Source organism: Bacillus sp. FSL K6-0972 (assembly GCF_037976035.1).
In the GTDB taxonomy this organism is placed as follows: domain Bacteria; phylum Bacillota; class Bacilli; order Bacillales; family Bacillaceae; genus Bacillus; species Bacillus haynesii.
In genome coordinates, this window is sequence record NZ_CP150260.1 from 3,711,329 (window position 1) to 3,727,239 (window position 15,911).

At 46.4% G+C, this 15,911-nt stretch carries 18 protein-coding genes, 1 tRNA gene and 1 pseudogene; 9 read left to right on the forward strand and 11 right to left on the reverse strand.

Annotated features, from left to right (window positions below; all coding sequences use genetic code 11):
- Positions 1–21 precede the first annotated feature (21 nt).
- A complete protein-coding gene (locus tag MKX80_RS18970; protein WP_182070015.1) occupies positions 22–1,470 on the forward strand; it encodes a glycoside hydrolase family 68 protein in 1,449 nt (482 codons plus the stop codon).
- Positions 1,471–1,546: 76 nt separating this feature from the next.
- The gene (locus tag MKX80_RS18975) at positions 1,547–3,094 is read left to right on the forward strand and encodes a glycoside hydrolase family 32 protein (protein ID WP_182070014.1); all 1,548 of its coding nucleotides are present in this window, start codon (positions 1,547–1,549) and stop codon (positions 3,092–3,094) included.
- Between the two features lie 72 nt (positions 3,095–3,166).
- On the opposite strand, the gene MKX80_RS18980 is transcribed toward MKX80_RS18975, so the two are convergent.
- The 3 genes and pseudogenes from MKX80_RS18980 to MKX80_RS18990 all read right to left on the reverse strand — a co-directional run.
- Entirely contained in the window at positions 3,167–3,319 is a 153-nt protein-coding gene (locus tag MKX80_RS18980; RefSeq protein WP_182070013.1) for a hypothetical protein, read from the reverse strand.
- Between the two features lie 127 nt (positions 3,320–3,446).
- Positions 3,447–3,522, reverse strand: a tRNA-Arg gene (locus MKX80_RS18985).
- Between the two features lie 114 nt (positions 3,523–3,636).
- Positions 3,637–3,816 (reverse strand): annotated as a pseudogene (locus MKX80_RS18990) (NINE protein); the annotation flags it as partial.
- A 306-nt stretch (positions 3,817–4,122) separates the two neighbouring features.
- Between MKX80_RS18990 and clpP the strand changes: the two are divergent.
- Positions 4,123–4,719: an ATP-dependent Clp endopeptidase proteolytic subunit ClpP gene (gene clpP / locus MKX80_RS18995; RefSeq protein ID WP_003185550.1), complete on the forward strand. Its 597-nt coding sequence runs from the start codon at positions 4,123–4,125 to the stop codon at positions 4,717–4,719.
- Between the two features lie 70 nt (positions 4,720–4,789).
- Here the strand turns inward: clpP and MKX80_RS19000 are convergent, their stop codons facing one another.
- Positions 4,790–5,365, reverse strand: coding sequence for a TIGR00730 family Rossman fold protein (locus MKX80_RS19000; RefSeq protein WP_268342836.1), 576 nt, complete (start codon positions 5,363–5,365; stop codon positions 4,790–4,792).
- Between the two features lie 110 nt (positions 5,366–5,475).
- On the opposite strand from MKX80_RS19000, the gene MKX80_RS19005 reads away from it, so the two are divergent.
- Positions 5,476–5,808 carry a MazG-like family protein gene (locus tag MKX80_RS19005; RefSeq protein ID WP_154999467.1) on the forward strand — a complete coding sequence of 111 codons (333 nt, stop codon included), beginning with the start codon at positions 5,476–5,478 and terminating at the stop codon, positions 5,806–5,808.
- Positions 5,798–6,775: an HD domain-containing protein gene (locus tag MKX80_RS19010; protein WP_268326323.1), complete on the forward strand. Its 978-nt coding sequence runs from the start codon at positions 5,798–5,800 to the stop codon at positions 6,773–6,775. The genes MKX80_RS19005 and MKX80_RS19010 overlap by 11 nt, the downstream gene beginning before the upstream one ends.
- Positions 6,776–6,823: 48 nt before the next feature.
- On the opposite strand, the gene MKX80_RS19015 is transcribed toward MKX80_RS19010, so the two are convergent.
- A complete protein-coding gene (locus MKX80_RS19015) occupies positions 6,824–8,443 on the reverse strand; it encodes a solute carrier family 23 protein (RefSeq protein ID WP_268328476.1) in 1,620 nt (539 codons plus the stop codon).
- A 22-nt stretch (positions 8,444–8,465) separates the two neighbouring features.
- Positions 8,466–9,056, reverse strand: coding sequence for a carbonic anhydrase (locus MKX80_RS19020; protein WP_216929757.1), 591 nt, complete (start codon positions 9,054–9,056; stop codon positions 8,466–8,468).
- A gap of 398 nt (positions 9,057–9,454) precedes the next feature.
- Here MKX80_RS19020 and MKX80_RS19025 point away from each other — a divergent pair, with 398 nt between their 5' ends.
- On the forward strand, positions 9,455–10,426 hold the full coding sequence (locus tag MKX80_RS19025; protein ID WP_268342834.1) for a D-glycerate dehydrogenase: 972 nt from the start codon (positions 9,455–9,457) through the stop codon (positions 10,424–10,426).
- Positions 10,427–10,454: 28 nt separating this feature from the next.
- On the opposite strand, the gene MKX80_RS19030 is transcribed toward MKX80_RS19025, so the two are convergent.
- Positions 10,455–11,054 carry a flavin reductase family protein gene (locus MKX80_RS19030; protein ID WP_154999462.1) on the reverse strand — a complete coding sequence of 200 codons (600 nt, stop codon included), beginning with the start codon at positions 11,052–11,054 and terminating at the stop codon, positions 10,455–10,457.
- An 88-nt stretch (positions 11,055–11,142) separates the two neighbouring features.
- On the opposite strand from MKX80_RS19030, the gene MKX80_RS19035 reads away from it, so the two are divergent.
- The 3 genes from MKX80_RS19035 to MKX80_RS19045 all read left to right on the forward strand — a co-directional run bounded on the left by MKX80_RS19035 (position 11,143) and on the right by MKX80_RS19045 (position 12,820).
- Positions 11,143–11,838: a winged helix-turn-helix domain-containing protein gene (locus tag MKX80_RS19035; RefSeq protein WP_154999461.1), complete on the forward strand. Its 696-nt coding sequence runs from the start codon at positions 11,143–11,145 to the stop codon at positions 11,836–11,838.
- Between the two features lie 246 nt (positions 11,839–12,084).
- Positions 12,085–12,540: a ribonuclease gene (locus MKX80_RS19040; RefSeq protein WP_154999460.1), complete on the forward strand. Its 456-nt coding sequence runs from the start codon at positions 12,085–12,087 to the stop codon at positions 12,538–12,540.
- 4 nt (positions 12,541–12,544) lie between these two features.
- On the forward strand, positions 12,545–12,820 hold the full coding sequence (locus tag MKX80_RS19045) for a barstar family protein (protein WP_268317152.1): 276 nt from the start codon (positions 12,545–12,547) through the stop codon (positions 12,818–12,820).
- A gap of 66 nt (positions 12,821–12,886) precedes the next feature.
- On the opposite strand, the gene MKX80_RS19050 is transcribed toward MKX80_RS19045, so the two are convergent.
- Genes MKX80_RS19050 through MKX80_RS19065 form a run of 4 tightly spaced genes read right to left on the reverse strand, consistent with a single transcriptional unit; the run spans position 12,887 to position 15,910 of the window.
- Complete coding sequence (locus tag MKX80_RS19050; RefSeq protein WP_268342833.1) at positions 12,887–13,645, reverse strand: arylamine N-acetyltransferase; 759 nt, start codon at positions 13,643–13,645, stop codon at positions 12,887–12,889.
- A gap of 45 nt (positions 13,646–13,690) precedes the next feature.
- Positions 13,691–13,960 (reverse strand): HPr family phosphocarrier protein, encoded by a 270-nt coding sequence (locus MKX80_RS19055; protein ID WP_043926631.1) that lies wholly within the window; start codon positions 13,958–13,960, stop codon positions 13,691–13,693.
- 17 nt (positions 13,961–13,977) lie between these two features.
- Positions 13,978–14,928, reverse strand: coding sequence for a DNA-binding protein WhiA (whiA, locus tag MKX80_RS19060; protein WP_154999457.1), 951 nt, complete (start codon positions 14,926–14,928; stop codon positions 13,978–13,980).
- 28 nt (positions 14,929–14,956) lie between these two features.
- A complete protein-coding gene (locus MKX80_RS19065; RefSeq protein WP_154999456.1) occupies positions 14,957–15,910 on the reverse strand; it encodes a YvcK family protein in 954 nt (317 codons plus the stop codon).
- Position 15,911 lies beyond the last annotated feature (1 nt).

Sequence of the window (15,911 nt, forward strand, 5' to 3'; positions counted from 1 at the left end):
TGAAAAAGGGAGGAAATATTGATGAACATCAAAAACATCGTTAAAAAAGCATCAGCCTTAACCGTTGCAGCGGCTCTGCTTGCTGGAGGTGCGCCACAAACCTTTGCAAAAGAAACGCAAGATTACAAGAAGAGCTACGGATTTTCTCATATCACAAGACATGACATGCTGAAAATTCCCGAGCAGCAAAAGAGTGAACAATTTAAAGTTCCTCAATTCGATCCGAAAACGATCAAAAACATCCCTTCAGCAAAAGGCTATAACAAAAAGGGAGAGCTGATAGATTTAGACGTATGGGACAGCTGGCCGCTGCAAAATGCCGACGGGACAGTCGCTACATACCACGGCTACAATCTTGTTTTCGCGTTGGCGGGCGATCCGAAAGACGTCGATGACACATCCATCTACTTGTTCTATCAAAAGAAAGGCGAAACTTCCATCGACAGCTGGAAAAACGCCGGCAGAGTGTTTAAAGACAGCGACAAATTCGCTCCTAACGATCCGTACCTTAAGTATCAAACACAAGAGTGGTCAGGTTCCGCCACGCTGACAAAAGACGGAAAAGTCCGACTGTTTTACACGGCTTTCTCCGGCACGCAATACGGCAAGCAGACGCTGACAACAGCTCAAGTCAATTTCTCTCAGCCGGATTCGGACACGCTCAAAATTGACGGTGTAGAAGATCATAAATCGGTCTTTGACGGGGCCGACGGCACAGTGTACCAAAACGTTCAGCAATTCATTGATGAAGGAAACTACAGCTCCGGCGACAACCATACGTTGAGAGACCCGCATTATGTGGAAGATCACGGCCGCAAATATCTCGTATTTGAAGCCAATACGGGAACAAAAACCGGCTATCAGGGAGAAGACTCTCTATTCAACAGAGCCTACTACGGCGGCAGCAAGAAGTTCTTTAGAGAAGAAAGCAGCAAGCTGCTTCAAGGAGCGAACAAAAAGAACGCTTCATTGGCTAACGGCGCACTCGGAATCATCGAATTAAATAACGATTATACGCTGAAAAAAGTCATGAAGCCTTTGATCACCTCCAATACGGTGACTGATGAAATCGAACGGGCCAATCTCTTCAAAATGAACGGAAAATGGTATCTGTTCACAGATTCAAGAGGATCAAAAATGACAATTGACGGCATTGGTGCAAAAGACATTTATATGCTCGGCTATGTATCAGGTTCACTAACCGGGCCATTCAAGCCTTTAAACAAATCCGGACTTGTTTTACACATGGACCTGGATTACAATGACATCACATTTACTTATTCACACTTTGCCGTACCGCAGAAAAAAGGCGACGAAGTCGTCATCACGAGCTACATCACAAACAGAGGGATTTCGAACGAGCATCACGCCACATTTGCACCAAGCTTTTTGCTGAAAATCAAAGGATCAAAAACATCCGTTGTCAAAAACAGCATCCTTGAACAAGGACAATTAACGGTAAACAAATAAAACGAACGAAGGAAAATGCCGGTGAACATCGGCATTTTCTTTCGTGTGTCATCTTAGAATAAAGCGGGGAATTTTCTTGAAGAAGACAGTATATAAGCGGATTAGCATTTTAACTGTTTGTCTTGGAATCTTCATCATAATATTGGCTTCAGTCCGGGAAACAGAAAAAAAGGGCGAAGCCCCGGAAACACCGGAATACCGTGCGGCCTTCCATTTGACAACCCCTGACAAATGGAAAAACGATCCTCAAAAGCCCGTCTATTTCAATGGAGAATATCATTACTACTACCTCTATAACCGGGACTATCCGGATGGCAATGGAACAGAGTGGCGCCACGCTGTATCAGATGATCTCGTCCACTGGCAGGATCAAGGGGTTGCCATTCCGAAATATACGAATAAAAATGGCGATCCTTGGTCCGGTTCTGTCGTTGTCGACTCACAAAACACAGCCGGCTTCGGCAAAGGGGCGATCGTGGCGATTATGACGCAGCCGTCGGCCAATGACGGGAAGGAAGAACAATTTTTATGGTACAGCCAAAATGGGGGAAAAACATTTAAACCTTACGGTGAAGAGCCGGTCTTGCCTAATCCGGACACCGTCGATTTCAGAGATCCGAAAGTGATCTGGGATGAAGAGGATGATAAATGGGTGATGGCGCTGGCTGAAGGAACGAAAGTCGGCTTTTACGAATCACAAAATCTGAAGGAATGGCGTTATACAAGTAGTTTTCAAACAGAAAATATCGGCATCATCGAATGTCCGGATCTGTTCAGGATGCGGGCGGATGACGGAACATATAAATGGGTTCTCGGAGCAAGCGCAAACGGGAAAGGTGCCGGCAAGCCGAATACTTATGCATACTGGACAGGCAGCTTCAACGGCAACGAATTTAGGGCAGACGAAGCAGAACCCCAGTGGCTTGATTACGGATTTGACTGGTATGCGGGCGTGACATTTGAGGATGGCGAAACAAACGATCCGTACGGGAAACGCTATGCTCTGGCGTGGATGAATAACTGGGATTATGCAAACCGGACGCCAACATGGAAAGACGGTTTTAACGGAACCGATTCGATCGTCCGGCAAATTCAGCTTAAACATAAAGGCGGAGATCAATACAGCCTCGCCTCTCAGCCAATCGGTCAATTGGATGAATTAACCGAATCAACCGATGAGTTTGAGCGCATCGAAGTAAACGGATCAAAAACGCTTCAGATTAAGGGAAATACCTATCAGCTTGAGGCGGATATCTCGTGGGCCGATCTTAAAAATGCGGGATTCAGGCTCAGAGAATCTGCGGATCGGAAACGCCATATCGATGTAGGAATTTCTGCTGAAGGCGGATATTCTTTTGTGAATAGAGGGTTTACGGGACAGCCTGACAGCACCAGCACCTATTTGGAAAGCAAAGCACCGTTTGATCCGGAAAAAAAGCGGGTACATTTCACAATCATCGTAGATCAAAACACTGTCGAAGCATTTATTGATGACGGCGAAACGACGCACTCAAACCTTGCATTTCCCGACCTGAATGATACAGGCATCACGCTCTTTACCGAAAATGGAACGGCCGTCTTTGAAAATCTTAAGATCAAACATATGCGTTCAATCCATGATTAAACATTAAACAACAACGGGCGGCCAAACAGCCGCCTTTTTTTGAGAGCGCAAAAAAAAGTGAGCCTTTACAGCTCACTCTTCGTTTCGTTTCGGCACAACAGCAGACAACAAGATCCCCGCACCGAGGCCGATTAAAAGCCCCGGAGCCGGATGGTCGAATAATATCCCGATGCCTAATCCAATCAACAGCCCTGATGGTATAAAATAATTGTGTTTTTTGTCCATTTAACCCCGCCCCTTCGTCTAATCATTACGAGTGACTCCAATTGATATATGCTTCGGGTGAGTCAAATACGACTAAAGTGTTCACAAAAAAACAAGGGCGGCAAATGCCAAACCCTTGTCTTGAAAACGCGCTCGGAGGGATTCGAACCCCCGGCAGACGTGGTACCGGAAACCACCGCTCTATCCAACTGAGCTACGAGCGCACAATATAATTTTTTAACGTCAGCAATTCATATTATAAGGGCTGTTCTTTAAAAAGTCAATCACAATCTCTAGCACGAAACGAAAAAACCGCATCATCATGATGCAGGTTTAGATCATACAGAAGCTATAATCTTTTGTTCGATTTCTTCATTTATTTCGTCCGTCGTTTTGACAAGGCAGATAATGCCGTCAATAAAAGGCCAAATGAATAATCTAATCCAGCCGAGAAGCAACATGGCTACAGCGCAGCCTTTTCTCTCGCCCAGATAAATTCTGTGAGCGGCAACGCCTCCGAGAAACCACCATTAAAGAAATACCATCAGCTTCGATTTCTTCTTATTTTGGAGCTCAAGTCTCTGCTGATCTGCCAGGCTGCTCTTGTCCAAGTTCACATACCCTATAACCGACTTCCTTCTTTCCAACGGACTTAGACTCGAATTTTCTATATAAAGTTGATTTTTTGTTTGAACGTCCTTTAAAATGGGAAAAATAAACCCCAGTATGTCTTTTGTATGAAGGCTGCTTTTTGTTTGACCTTTATTGACCAAAAATGTATGATTAAACTACATACTTACCTTTTAAGGTGAAGGAGGAGCATTATGAATTTAATACCTACAGTCATTGAACAGACGAACCGCGGGGAAAGAGCGTATGACATTTACTCACGCTTGTTGAAAGACCGTATCATTATGCTGGGATCAGCAATCGATGACAATGTTGCGAACTCCATCGTATCTCAGCTTCTATTCCTTGAAGCCGAAGATCCAGAAAAAGATATCAGCATCTATATCAACAGCCCTGGCGGCTCCATCACAGCCGGTATGGCGATTTATGACACCATGCAGTTTATTAAACCGCAAGTCTCTACGATTTGTACGGGAATGGCGGCATCTATGGGTGCGTTCCTTCTTGCAGCCGGCGAGAAAGGGAAGCGCTACGCTCTTCCAAACAGCGAAGTCATGATCCACCAGCCGCTTGGCGGAGCACAGGGTCAGGCGACTGAAATTGAAATCGCGGCGAAGCGCATTCTTTCATTGCGCGACAAGCTGAACAAAATTCTTGCAGAGCGCACTGGACAGCCGCTTGAAGTGATCGAGCGCGATACAGACCGCGACAACTTCAAAACGGCTGAAGAAGCAAAAGAATACGGCTTGATCGATAAAGTGCTCACACGCAATATCGACGCACAGAAGTAAACAGCCAAAAAGCTGCCGGTGACTCCGGCAGCTTTTTTTATGTTGTCCCATTCGCTATATGTAAAGGCTTCTATAAATCCTTCCACTTTTTCTCGAGGACAGGGTATCGATAATCGTTCATGTTCCCGATCAATTCCGCAGGGCTTGTCGAAGCATGAATCAGCTGAAGGTGTGAGTCGTTCGAAAAGCCTTCTTGAACGCTGTATTCAAGCATTTTAAGAAGGGGTTCAAAATATCCGTTCACATTGTAAAGGCCGATCGGCTTTTGATGGATGCCGATCTGCGCCCAGCAAAGCACTTCAAACAGCTCTTCAAACGTACCGAAGCCTCCGGGCATCGCGATAAAGCCCTCAGCTAATTCACTCATTTTCGCTTTGCGCTCATGCATGCCGCTCACTTCGATCAGCTCCGTCAACTGCTGATGAACGATTTCCCCTGTAAAAAGGCCTTTCGGCATAACGCCGACGACTTCTCCTCCGTTTTCCAATACGGTATCCGCAATCACGCCCATCAATCCCATTCTCGATCCGCCGTAAACAAGGCGAAGCCCCTTCTCGGCAATATAAAAGCCAAGCTCTGCAGCTTTCTTCTTGTACTCCGGGTCCGCCCCCATATTTGATCCTGAATATACGCATACCGTTTTCATTCCGCTCACTCCAACTCCATATATTGATAAAAGCAATTAACATTGTACTATATATTGTTTGTTCCGTGTGCGATAATATAATTGAATTTTTAAATGGGAGTGTATGACTTATGACAATCACAGACACGGAGCAATGGACAAAGGCATTTTACCGGAAAAGGGGATGGAGCGAATACGGACCCTTCATCCGGATGGGATTTTTAATGGAAGAGGCTGGTGAACTGGCGAGAGCGGTCAGAGCATACGAAATCGGAAGGGACCGTCCTGACGAAGCAAAACAGCCGGCTGCTAAGCTGAAAAAAGACCTGATCGAAGAAATGGGCGATGTGATGGGGAATTTGATCATGCTTGCCGGCATATACGATGTTTCATTGGAAGACATGATGGATGCCCACCGCTGCAAACTGACAGAACGATTTGCAGGAGAGCATCATGAAGATTAATGACCGCCTTTACGGGGAGGCAGATTTGGAGCCTGTGCTGACAGACCTCATTCATTCAAAAGCCGTTCAGCGTCTGAAAGGGATTCATCAGGGCGGGGCTTGCTTTCTCGTCAATCCCGCATGGAACATCAGCCGCTGCGAACACAGCATCGGGGTTATGCTTTTGATCCGCAGGCTTGGCGGAAGCCTGGAAGAGCAAATTGCAGGATTGCTTCACGATGTTTCCCATACGGCATTTTCCCATGTGGCTGATGATGTATTTAACATGGAAAACGAAGATTACCATGAACAGATGTTTCGGCAATGGGTTAAACAATCTGATATCCCCCGGATTCTGCATACATACGGATTCAAAGATGAAGACATCTTATATGACGAGCAAAAATGGACGCTGCTGGAGCAGCCGGCTCCTTCATTATGCGCGGATCGCATCGATTACACGCTTCGCGACTCTTTAGCCTATGGATTTGGCGATCAAGAAGAGATTGGACGATTTTTAGAAACGGGACTGACCGTTGTTGAAGGCGAAATTTGCTGCACTTCGGCGGAGCATGCCGAATGGTTCGCCAGCCTTTATTATCAAGAAGTGATTGACTTCTTTATGAATCCCCTCAATGTATATGCGCTCTGTACGCTCAGCCAAATGCTAAAAGAGGCGCTTGATATGCGAATGATCACGGGACGCGATTTTTTCAAAACCGACACGGAACTGCTTGCGATGCTAAAGCAAAAAGCGCGCTTCCGGGAAACGCTGGAAAAGCTCAGCACAGCGAACCAGCACGTTAAACAAGGAAACGAAGGTGATTTTACTTTTCATCAAACATTAAAGGTGAGATGGATCGATCCAAAAGTCGCCGTTAACGGAAGAAAAGTCCCCGCCTCCACACTTTCAAAGGACGTCCTTCTGATGAAAGAAACGGCAATAGCCACGATGAAAAAAGGCACATATGTAAAAGCTGCCGAATAAAAGCAACCGCCTGCTTCGGTCCGGCTGGAACAGGCGGTTTTTCTACGGTTATGTCACGTCAAATATTTGTTCAGGCCTGTCGACAAAATGCTTTTTGCCGATTTTATGAAACAGCCCTGTTTTATGAAGTAGCTCACGCGGCTGCTGCTGAAGTCCGACGATCATCACTTTGCCGTTTTGCTGGTGGACACGGTTGACGATCGTCATCAGGCTGCCTTCTGCGGAAGAATCCATGTAGTCTACTTTGTTCATAAGCAGGATGAGGAGTTTTGGCGGGTGGCCTTTGTCCAAAATTGAATCCTCCAATGAATTCGATGAGCCGAAAAACAGCGGGCCTTCAACCGAATAGATGCTGACAGAGCGGTGAAATTTCTTTTCTTCCTCCGCAGCAGCCGACTGGACGATCGATTCAGACACATCCTTTTTAATGCGGAACGATTTGCTCATTTTGGCGATAAAGGTGATGATCGCCAGCAGGATCCCGGCCGCCACCCCAAACACAAGGTCCTGCCAAACTGTTAAAAGAAATGTAACGACAAGCACGGCCGAATCAGAATTCCTAATTTTCAAAATATTCGTAAACTCTTTCCGCTCACTCATATTCCAAGCAACCACCATCAAAATCGGCGACATGCTTGCAAGCGGGATAAGGGAAGCGTATGGCGCAAACAAAAGCAGGACCAATAAAACAAACACGCCGTGTACGATACCTGAAATCGGAGAAGCGGCACCCGTTTTAATATTGGTCGCCGTACGAGCAATCGCACCTGTCGCCGGAATTCCGCCGAACAGCGGTGCGGCAATGTTCGCAACCCCCTGGCCGACAAGCTCTTTATTGCTGTCATGCCTTGTCCCCTTCATATTGTCTGCCACCATCGCGGAAAGCAGCGATTCGATTCCGCCGAGCATCGCAATCGCAAGAGCGGGAGGCAGCAGGTAAATGATTTTTTCCAATGACAATTCAGGAAATTGAAAGCTCGGCAAGCTGCGCGGAATTTCGCCGTAAGCTGAGCCGATCGTCACCACCTGTTCAGGAAACAGCATCGTGGCCATGACCGTCGATATAAGCAAGCCTGCGAGCGCTCCCGGCACTTTCGGCAGAATCTTTGGCGTGAACAGCACAAAGAAGAGCGATACGACAGCCGTCAAAATGCTGTAAAAGCTGAGCGTATTCAGGTTGATGACAACCTCTCTCATATTCATATAAAAACTCTCATGCTTCTCAACATTTCTCAATCCTAAAAACTTGGCGATTTCTCCGGTGAAAATAATCACCGCGATTCCGGCCGTAAATCCGATGATCACCGGCCGCGGAATAAATTTGATGATCTTACCGAGTTTTAGCAGCCCTAATATAACCAAAATCACTCCGGCCATAAAACCGGCAATCAGCAGATTCTCAAATCCGTATTGGAGTACAATAGCGAACAGGATCGGGACAAAGGCGCCTGTCGGCCCGCCAATCTGGTATTTCGACCCGCCGAGAAGCGAAATCAAAATACCGGCGACAATCACTGTGTAAAGACCGTGTTCCGGTTTCACTCCTGAGGCTATGGCAAAAGCCATGCCAAGCGGAATCGCGACGACTCCAACGACCATTCCTGCTACAATATCTTTTTGAAACCGCTTAAGGCTGTATCCTTCAAATCTGCCTGAAAAACGTAACATTCAATCTATCCTCCCCATTTAATCATCCCATTTCCGAAAGCGAAACGTCTTCACGTGAATAACCATCTTCCACAACATCCAAACGGCCGGTCTTTGGATCAATCACCAATCCGTGCACCGGAACGTCTGAAGGCATCAGCGGATGATTCCGAACCATGTTCACGCTGTGGCTGACGCTGTCTTCAACGCTGTCAAAGCCGGTCATCCATGTGTCCAAATCGATGCCTGAATGCTGCAGGAGTTCGAGACAGCCATCATTGACACCCCGCTGTTTGGCCTTTTGAAGGATAGATGAAGCGTCCAGGCTTGCCATTCCACACTCATGGTGGCCGATCACGCAGACTTCTTCAGCCTGCAGCTCATAGACAGCCACAAGAATGCTGCGCATGACGCTTCCAAAAGGGTGAGAAACAACGGCCCCCGCATTCTTAATGATTTTTGCGTCTCCATTTCTTAAACCCATTGCATGATGGAGCAGTTCTAATAAACGTGTGTCCATGCATGTCAAAATCACAAGTTTTTTCTCAGGAAATTTTGTCGTTTCGTAAAACTCGTACCCCTTTTCCTCTACAAAAGACTGATTGTGCTTCAAAATGGAAGTTAAAATCGCCATTTTTCTCTCACTCCTTTTCATAGTCATATGACCTTGATATTGTTACAGCCGAATTATAGCACATGGATTTCTGATTTGGATTCGAATCAAAAAATTCACTAAAAATGTACTGAATATTTTAAAAAATCTAATTTTATATCTTTCTAAAATAATAAAATCTACACTGTTCTTCACCTATAAAAATATAACTGGAAGCAAAATGGAATATCAAATATTTGGATTTATAGTTATAAAAATGCATTAAAATAAATTAAAAAACTGAAATAAGATTTTATGATTTTCTAAACAACGATAATTGAGCTGATAGTCCTGCGTTTACCCGGAACAATCTTTGATTTTTATAGAGACCGTTTTTCCTCTATAATGGAAGCAGACGATAACGCGGAAGGAGAATGCAGATGAAACCGTTTGTATATGTCACAAAACCGGTCCCAAAAGAAATCGAAGAAATGCTCGCCGAACATTGCACATATGAAATTTGGACTTCGCGCGAGCGTATTCCCAGATCAACCCTGCTCGAAAAAATCAAGGACGCGAACGGCCTTTTGACCTCAGGAACAAAAATTGACCGTGAATTATTATGCAATGCACCGAAGTTAAAAATCGTCAGCAACAACTCCGTTGGCTATGACAACTTTGACATTGAAGCGATGAAAGAAAAATCGGTCATCGGCACTCACACGCCATATATTCTTGACAACACAGTCGCAGACCTCGCTTTCGGTCTGATCCTTTCCTCAGCGCGGCGAATCGCTGAGCTCGACCGCTACGTCCGCAATGGAAATTGGACCAAATCAGAGGATGATGAAAGCTTGTTCGGATGCGATGTCCATCACCGGACACTCGGCATCATCGGAATGGGACGAATCGGCGAACAAGTCGCCAAACGGGCGGCCTTGGGTTTTGATATGGAAGTGCTCTATTACAGCCGCAGCCGCAAACCCGATACAGAGAAAAAAACCGGCGCGGTTTATACGGGCTTTCATGAACTGTTGGAACGCTCGGATTTCATTGTTCTGATCACACCGCTCACAGACGAGACATACCGCCTCATCGGCGAAGCTGAATTCAGAAAAATGAAACCGTCGTCCATTTTCATCAACATCTCCCGCGGCAAAACCGTTGACGAACAAGCATTGATTCAAGCGCTTAAAGAAGGTTGGATTAAAGGAGCCGGACTTGATGTATTTGAAAAGGAGCCGATTGAAAAAGACAATCCGCTCCTAAGCCTTTCCAATGTGACCCTCGTTCCCCACATTGGATCATCCACCCTTGTCACACACGTCAACATGCTGAAAAGCGCCGTCCAAAACCTGATTGACGGCCTTCAGGGCAGACAGCCAAAGAATATAGTCAAAGAACTGAGATAAGAACTGAGATAACGCGCAATCTTTACATTCAGGCGCGGAATGTTTTGCCGAGCTCGCGTCCTAAACCAAAATAGTGCCTGAAAAGATAAATTAAAGGCCCCCATTTTTGAGGATCGATGTGGTGTTCCCCTTTTATAATCGCTTCATGTGCATGCACATGAAGCACTTTTGTTTCAATGACGGCAAAATACGGGGAATGTTCCGGAATGCGGATATTGACGGCTTCCGCTTCAATTTGAAGCGGACAATCGGCGACTCTGTCAGGTTTCACAGCCAGGGAATCCGCTGCCGTAAATCCGCCGGCTGCAAATTTTTCTTTTAGGTATGTAAAGCCGTGCCGCTTTTTTTCTTCCGGAACGCATCGTTTTCCTGTATAGGCAGCCAGCCGTTCTACATTTCTCCATAAAGATGAATCCGGCACATTGATGACGCATCCGGCTTGTCTCTCTAAATTTTCCAAAGCTTTACCATCGATGCCGACACCGAGTACGATCGAATCTCCGAGCGCCCAAGAAGATGATAGCGGGCTGAGATTCGTGGAACCGTCTTCGTTCAGTGTGCTGAGCAAAATGACGGGTGTTCCGTAGTATAAAATGCTTGGCTGAATAATTTTGCTGTCTTGATGCATATGCGTCTCCTCCTTTTATGCTTTTATTGTAATTCTTCAATACTTCAATTAACATCGAAGTATGGATTACATTTTAGGAGGAAGTGTAATGAACGTGAATCCGAATATCGCCGAGGTCGCCAAACTTGTCACCGATCCATCGCGGGCAGCGATTTTAACCGCATTGCTTGATGACCGGTTTTATACGGCTACCGAGCTGGCTGGTTATGCGGGAATCAAGCAGCAGACAGCAAGCTTTCACCTTTCCAAGCTGCTTGACGCCGAGATGCTGACATGCCGGAAACAAGGACGCCACCGCTATTACCGGCTCAAAAATGGAAAGATTGCACAATCGCTGGAAACCCTGCTCAACATAGCGCCCCCTGCGGAAATTCGCTCTTTCCGGCAGTCAGCCGAAGATCGGGCGGTCAGAAAAGCACGGACATGCTATGATCACCTGGCTGGATCGCTCGGCGTCACACTTGCGGAGCGGCTCGTGGAGATGGGCGTGTTGAAAGAAGAAGAGACGGCTTTTACAGTGACTGAAGCAGGGGAAGTATTTTTGAAGGAGCTTGGCATCGATGTTGGGGAAGTCAAAAAGAAACGGCGCTCTTTTTGCCATAAATGCCTGGATTGGAGTGAAAGGCGGCATCACATTGCCGGCGCCTTAGGCTCCGCATTGCTTGAAGCCTTTATCCGCATGGGCTGGATCGAGCGGCGCCCGCGCACACGAGCGGTTGCTGTAACACCCGCCGGCGCAAAGGAACTTTACCGCCTATTTCATATTTCCATTGAAAAGAACTGACGAAAAACAGTCAGTTCTTTTTCTTCAGATCTTGATAGTTTTCTAACATTCCGGGAGTCAACGCGGCGATCTGTTCACGTCCTCGGCTTCATGGAAAATTTACAATTATATAATGATTTCAAGCATGTTTTGAGGTACAATTCAATATGATTGCAGACGAAATATGGAAATGAGGCTGTTCAATTCCATGAAGGCACATTCTTCATGTTTATGTTATAAAGTCTAAAGACAGGGAGGACTTTATCCGTGAAAAAAATATTATCAACACTTGCGCTTGGGATTGTTCTCGCGCTGGGCTTTCTGGCAGGGAACCTTTTTACAAGCTCAGCTGAAGTTCCGCAGGCAGAAAAAGGCGGCACCGTTCAGTCAAATGAAATCATCAATACGTTTGAAGGCGTTGCCGACTATATCGTGAAATACGGCAGGCTGCCTGACAACTTCATCACAAAAGCCGAGGCGGCAAAATTAGGCTGGGATCCGCAAAAAGGCAATCTGGCAGAAGTAGCGCCTGGAAAAAGCATCGGCGGCGATATTTTTCAAAACAGGGAAAAGCTGCTTCCAGATGCTTCCGGACGCGTATGGAGAGAAGCCGACATCAACTATACATCGGGATTCCGGGGGTCAGACCGGATCGTCTATTCTAACGACAGACTGGTTTATAAAACGACTGACCACTATAAAACGTTTACGAGAATGAGATGATCATATGAAACAAGTCATTTTATACGGAGAAAAGATCACGAGTGTAGCAGATCTTCACAAAGAATTAAAAGAACAGCTGGAGCTTCCGGACTACTATGGCGAAAATCTTGATGCGCTGTGGGATTGTCTGACCGGCTGGGTCGGCATGCCTTTGCTGATCGAGTGGAAGAATGTCGAGAAAAGCCGGATTTACTTGGGCGATCAAGCCGAAGCATATTTGCAGCTTTTTCGCGAAGCCGAAGAAACACTGGACGGCTTTCAGCTGAAAATAGAAGAGTGAAACAGAAAACGAGCGGGCGCTTCAAACAGGCGTCCGCTTATTTTAATTGATCCGTACAGCGGTTCTTCAGTCAAAAAAAGCTTGAACGAAAATCGTTTGGAAATCTGCTGCATTCACATCTTCTTTCGTCAAATCGCGCCCGGTTTGCTTTGTGAAGTGATCCTTCGACAAAATTAACTTTCCGTCCTTTGTCAGCTTGGAAGCGAGCGGGTTTTTATTAAAGGGCGACGCTTCCTCATCGAAAATTGCATCCCGCACACACGTAAGCGCTGTTTCATCGATTGGCGTCAGCGAAAATGCATAGCCGATCTGCCATCCCTCTCCCTTATCCATTTCAAGAAGGTAATCTCCTTTATCTGTCTTTGTTTTCCTGATACGGTAAGCTCCTGTTTTTGAGGTGATGGGTTCACCTGAGAACGGAACGGGTGCAAGCGGCAGGTTGATGCCGAATCCAGTATCCAGCAAATAGGTTTCATCACCTTCCCGCAAAATAACGGCGACATGCGTGCCCGTCAGCGCCCACGCCTGCTCTTTTGCATTAAAAACCGTCCCGCGGACCATGTGAACGGAAAAGCCGAGCTCTGTCAGCACGTAGTAAAGAAAAGCGTTCAAATCATAGCATAAACCGCCCCTTTTATTGTTCAGCAAGGCTTCCGTCAGCCCTGTTTTCGTCATCGCAATCCGTTCGTTTCTTAAAACCGCGCCGTTTTCAAAAGGAAACTGTAAAGCCAGCAGGGATAAAAACTCGGGCAAGTCAGCAAATGTCACCTGCTGACCGGGCTTGTATCCGATCCTTTTAAACAGCGAATCGAGCATCGTCGTCATCGGTTATTCTCCTTCCGCTTTGAATCGATGAGAAAAAGCCAAACCTCATAAAGGTTTAGCTTTTTTCTCTTGAACATATGCAGTCAGTGCATCAAGGGCATCTTGTTCATCGGATCCGTCTGCGATCAGCGTGACTTCCGATCCGGAGCTGACAGCAAGGCTCATCAGCCCCATGATGCTTTTGGCATTCACTTTTTTATCTCCCTTTTCCAGAAAAATATCTGATTGAAAACGGTTGGCTTCTTGAACAAACAATGCCGCCGGGCGCGCTTGAAGCCCCGTTTTTAAAAGAACTTCCACTTTTTGTTGAACCATACGATCTCCCCCATTCCCTATTTTAAAGAGACAGATTGTCCTGAACGCAGCTGCTCAGCTATTTCATCCAGTTTCCTAAGTCGGTGGTTGATGCCCGATTTGCTAATTTTTCCGCTCGACACCATTTCCCCGAGTTCCTTTAAGGTTACTTCCTGATAATCAATGCGGAGCTGGGCGATTTCCCTCAGCTTTTCCGGTAGCGCATCAAGCCCGATTCTTTCGTCGATCAGCTTAATGTTTTCCACCTGCCGCAGAGAAGCGCCGATCGTCTTGTTTAAATTGGCGGTCTCGCAATTGACGAGTCGGTTGACCGAGTTTCTCATATCGCGCACGATCCGGACGTCTTCAAAACGGAGCAGCGAATTATGCGCGCCGATCACATTCAAAAACTCGGTGATTTTTTCGGCTTCCTTCAGATACGTAATGTATCCTTTTTTCCGCTCAAGCGTTTTGCTGTTTAAATGAAACTGATTCATGAGCCTGCACAATGAATCATTATGCTCTTTGTACAGCGAAAAAATTTCGAGGTGGTAAGAAGATGTCTCGGGATTGTTGACAGAACCCCCGGCTAAAAATGCCCCTCTCATATAAGACCGTTTGCAGCATCGTTTTTTGACCAAGTCTTCAGAGATGTTTCGGGCAATGACAAAGTTGTCTCCGAGTATTTTCAAGTCCTCGAGAATCAGCTTGGCATCTTCGATCAGGCGTACGATGTAGACATTGTTTTTTTTCAGTCTCATTTTCTTTCGAACGAGCAGTTCAACGGAAACATCGTATTGTTTCTTCAGCAATGTGTAAATTCTTCTGGCGATGGCCGCATTCTCGGTCTGGACGTCGAGAACCACTTTTCGGTTAGAGAAAGACAATGAACCGTTCATCCGAATGAGGGCAGAGAGCTCTGCTTTCGCGCAGCAATCCTTTACTTCAAGGTTTGTAAGTTCTTTTTTCGTTTCCGATGCAAATGACATATTATAGACACCCCCATTCCAAGGCCTGCTATTCTTTTAACAAATCAAAAAGTAGCGAAGCGACTTTATGTGTATCATGACGGATCACGCCATTCTCGTATGTCACAATCTGGTCCTTGATGACCTCAAGCCCCATCGCAGACAGATCATCAATGTTAAACTGAACGGGCTGAGCCTGCTCCTTCGCATAGCGTTCCCGAATGTTGTCCGGGATTTCCTCATTGTTGACGAGGATCGTATCGATAAACGGACCGCCCATATGCTGGTTAAGCGCTTTTACATGGTCGGCTGCACTGTAATACAGCGTTTCTCCCGGCTGGGTCATCACATTGCAAATATAAACTTTTTTTGCCGGGGCGTTTAAGATCTCTTCCCTTATCTTCGGAACGAGAAGATTTGGCAAGATGCTCGTATACAGGCTTCCTGGGCCGAGAATAATCAAGTCGGCGCCGCGGATCACGTCAATCGTTTCCGGAACGGGTTCGATTTTTTCAGGGGTTAAAAACACCCGTTTAATCCGCTTCCCGTAAGACGGAATCGTCGATTCCCCGGATATGATCTGTCCGTCATCCATTTCCGCGTGAAGGACAACGCTGGTATTAGCCGCGGGCAGAACCCTTCCCCTCACATTTAAGACTTTGCTCATTTCAGTGACGGCGTGAAAGAAATCACCGGTTATATTCGTCATCGCCGCCAAAATCAAATTTCCCAATGAATGGCCGATTAAATCGCCGCCTTTAGAGAAGCGGTGCTGGAACAGGTCTTCAACAAGCGGTTCGACATCAGACAGTGCAGCGAGCACATTTCTGATATCCCCCGGCGGGGGAATTTTAAGCTCATCGCGCAGCCTCCCCGAGCTTCCGCCGTCATCTGCGACCGTCACAATCGCCGTAATGTCAACCGGCTGTTGCTTCAATCCTCTGAGCAATACCGAAAGGCCTGTTCCTCCGCCAAAGATTGCGATTTTTTTCTGATCTGCCATG

Coding starts and splice junctions, on each gene's coding strand:
- MKX80_RS18970 (WP_182070015.1), top strand. CDS start 22: ATGAACATCAAAAACATCGTTAAAAAAGCATCAGCCTTAACCGTTGCA.
- MKX80_RS18980 (WP_182070013.1), bottom strand. CDS start 3,319: ATGGACAAAAAACACAATTATTTTATACCATCAGGGCTGTTGATTGGA.
- clpP (WP_003185550.1), top strand. CDS start 4,123: ATGAATTTAATACCTACAGTCATTGAACAGACGAACCGCGGGGAAAGA.
- MKX80_RS19000 (WP_268342836.1), bottom strand. CDS start 5,365: ATGAAAACGGTATGCGTATATTCAGGATCAAATATGGGGGCGGACCCG.
- MKX80_RS19005 (WP_154999467.1), top strand. CDS start 5,476: ATGACAATCACAGACACGGAGCAATGGACAAAGGCATTTTACCGGAAA.
- MKX80_RS19010 (WP_268326323.1), top strand. CDS start 5,798: ATGAAGATTAATGACCGCCTTTACGGGGAGGCAGATTTGGAGCCTGTG.
- MKX80_RS19015 (WP_268328476.1), bottom strand. CDS start 8,443: ATGTTACGTTTTTCAGGCAGATTTGAAGGATACAGCCTTAAGCGGTTT.
- MKX80_RS19020 (WP_216929757.1), bottom strand. CDS start 9,056: ATGGCGATTTTAACTTCCATTTTGAAGCACAATCAGTCTTTTGTAGAG.
- MKX80_RS19025 (WP_268342834.1), top strand. CDS start 9,455: ATGAAACCGTTTGTATATGTCACAAAACCGGTCCCAAAAGAAATCGAA.
- MKX80_RS19030 (WP_154999462.1), bottom strand. CDS start 11,054: ATGCATCAAGACAGCAAAATTATTCAGCCAAGCATTTTATACTACGGA.
- MKX80_RS19035 (WP_154999461.1), top strand. CDS start 11,143: ATGAACGTGAATCCGAATATCGCCGAGGTCGCCAAACTTGTCACCGAT.
- MKX80_RS19045 (WP_268317152.1), top strand. CDS start 12,545: ATGAAACAAGTCATTTTATACGGAGAAAAGATCACGAGTGTAGCAGAT.
- MKX80_RS19050 (WP_268342833.1), bottom strand. CDS start 13,645: ATGACGACGATGCTCGATTCGCTGTTTAAAAGGATCGGATACAAGCCC.
- MKX80_RS19055 (WP_043926631.1), bottom strand. CDS start 13,960: ATGGTTCAACAAAAAGTGGAAGTTCTTTTAAAAACGGGGCTTCAAGCG.
- whiA (WP_154999457.1), bottom strand. CDS start 14,928: ATGTCATTTGCATCGGAAACGAAAAAAGAACTTACAAACCTTGAAGTA.
- MKX80_RS19065 (WP_154999456.1), bottom strand. CDS start 15,910: ATGGCAGATCAGAAAAAAATCGCAATCTTTGGCGGAGGAACAGGCCTT.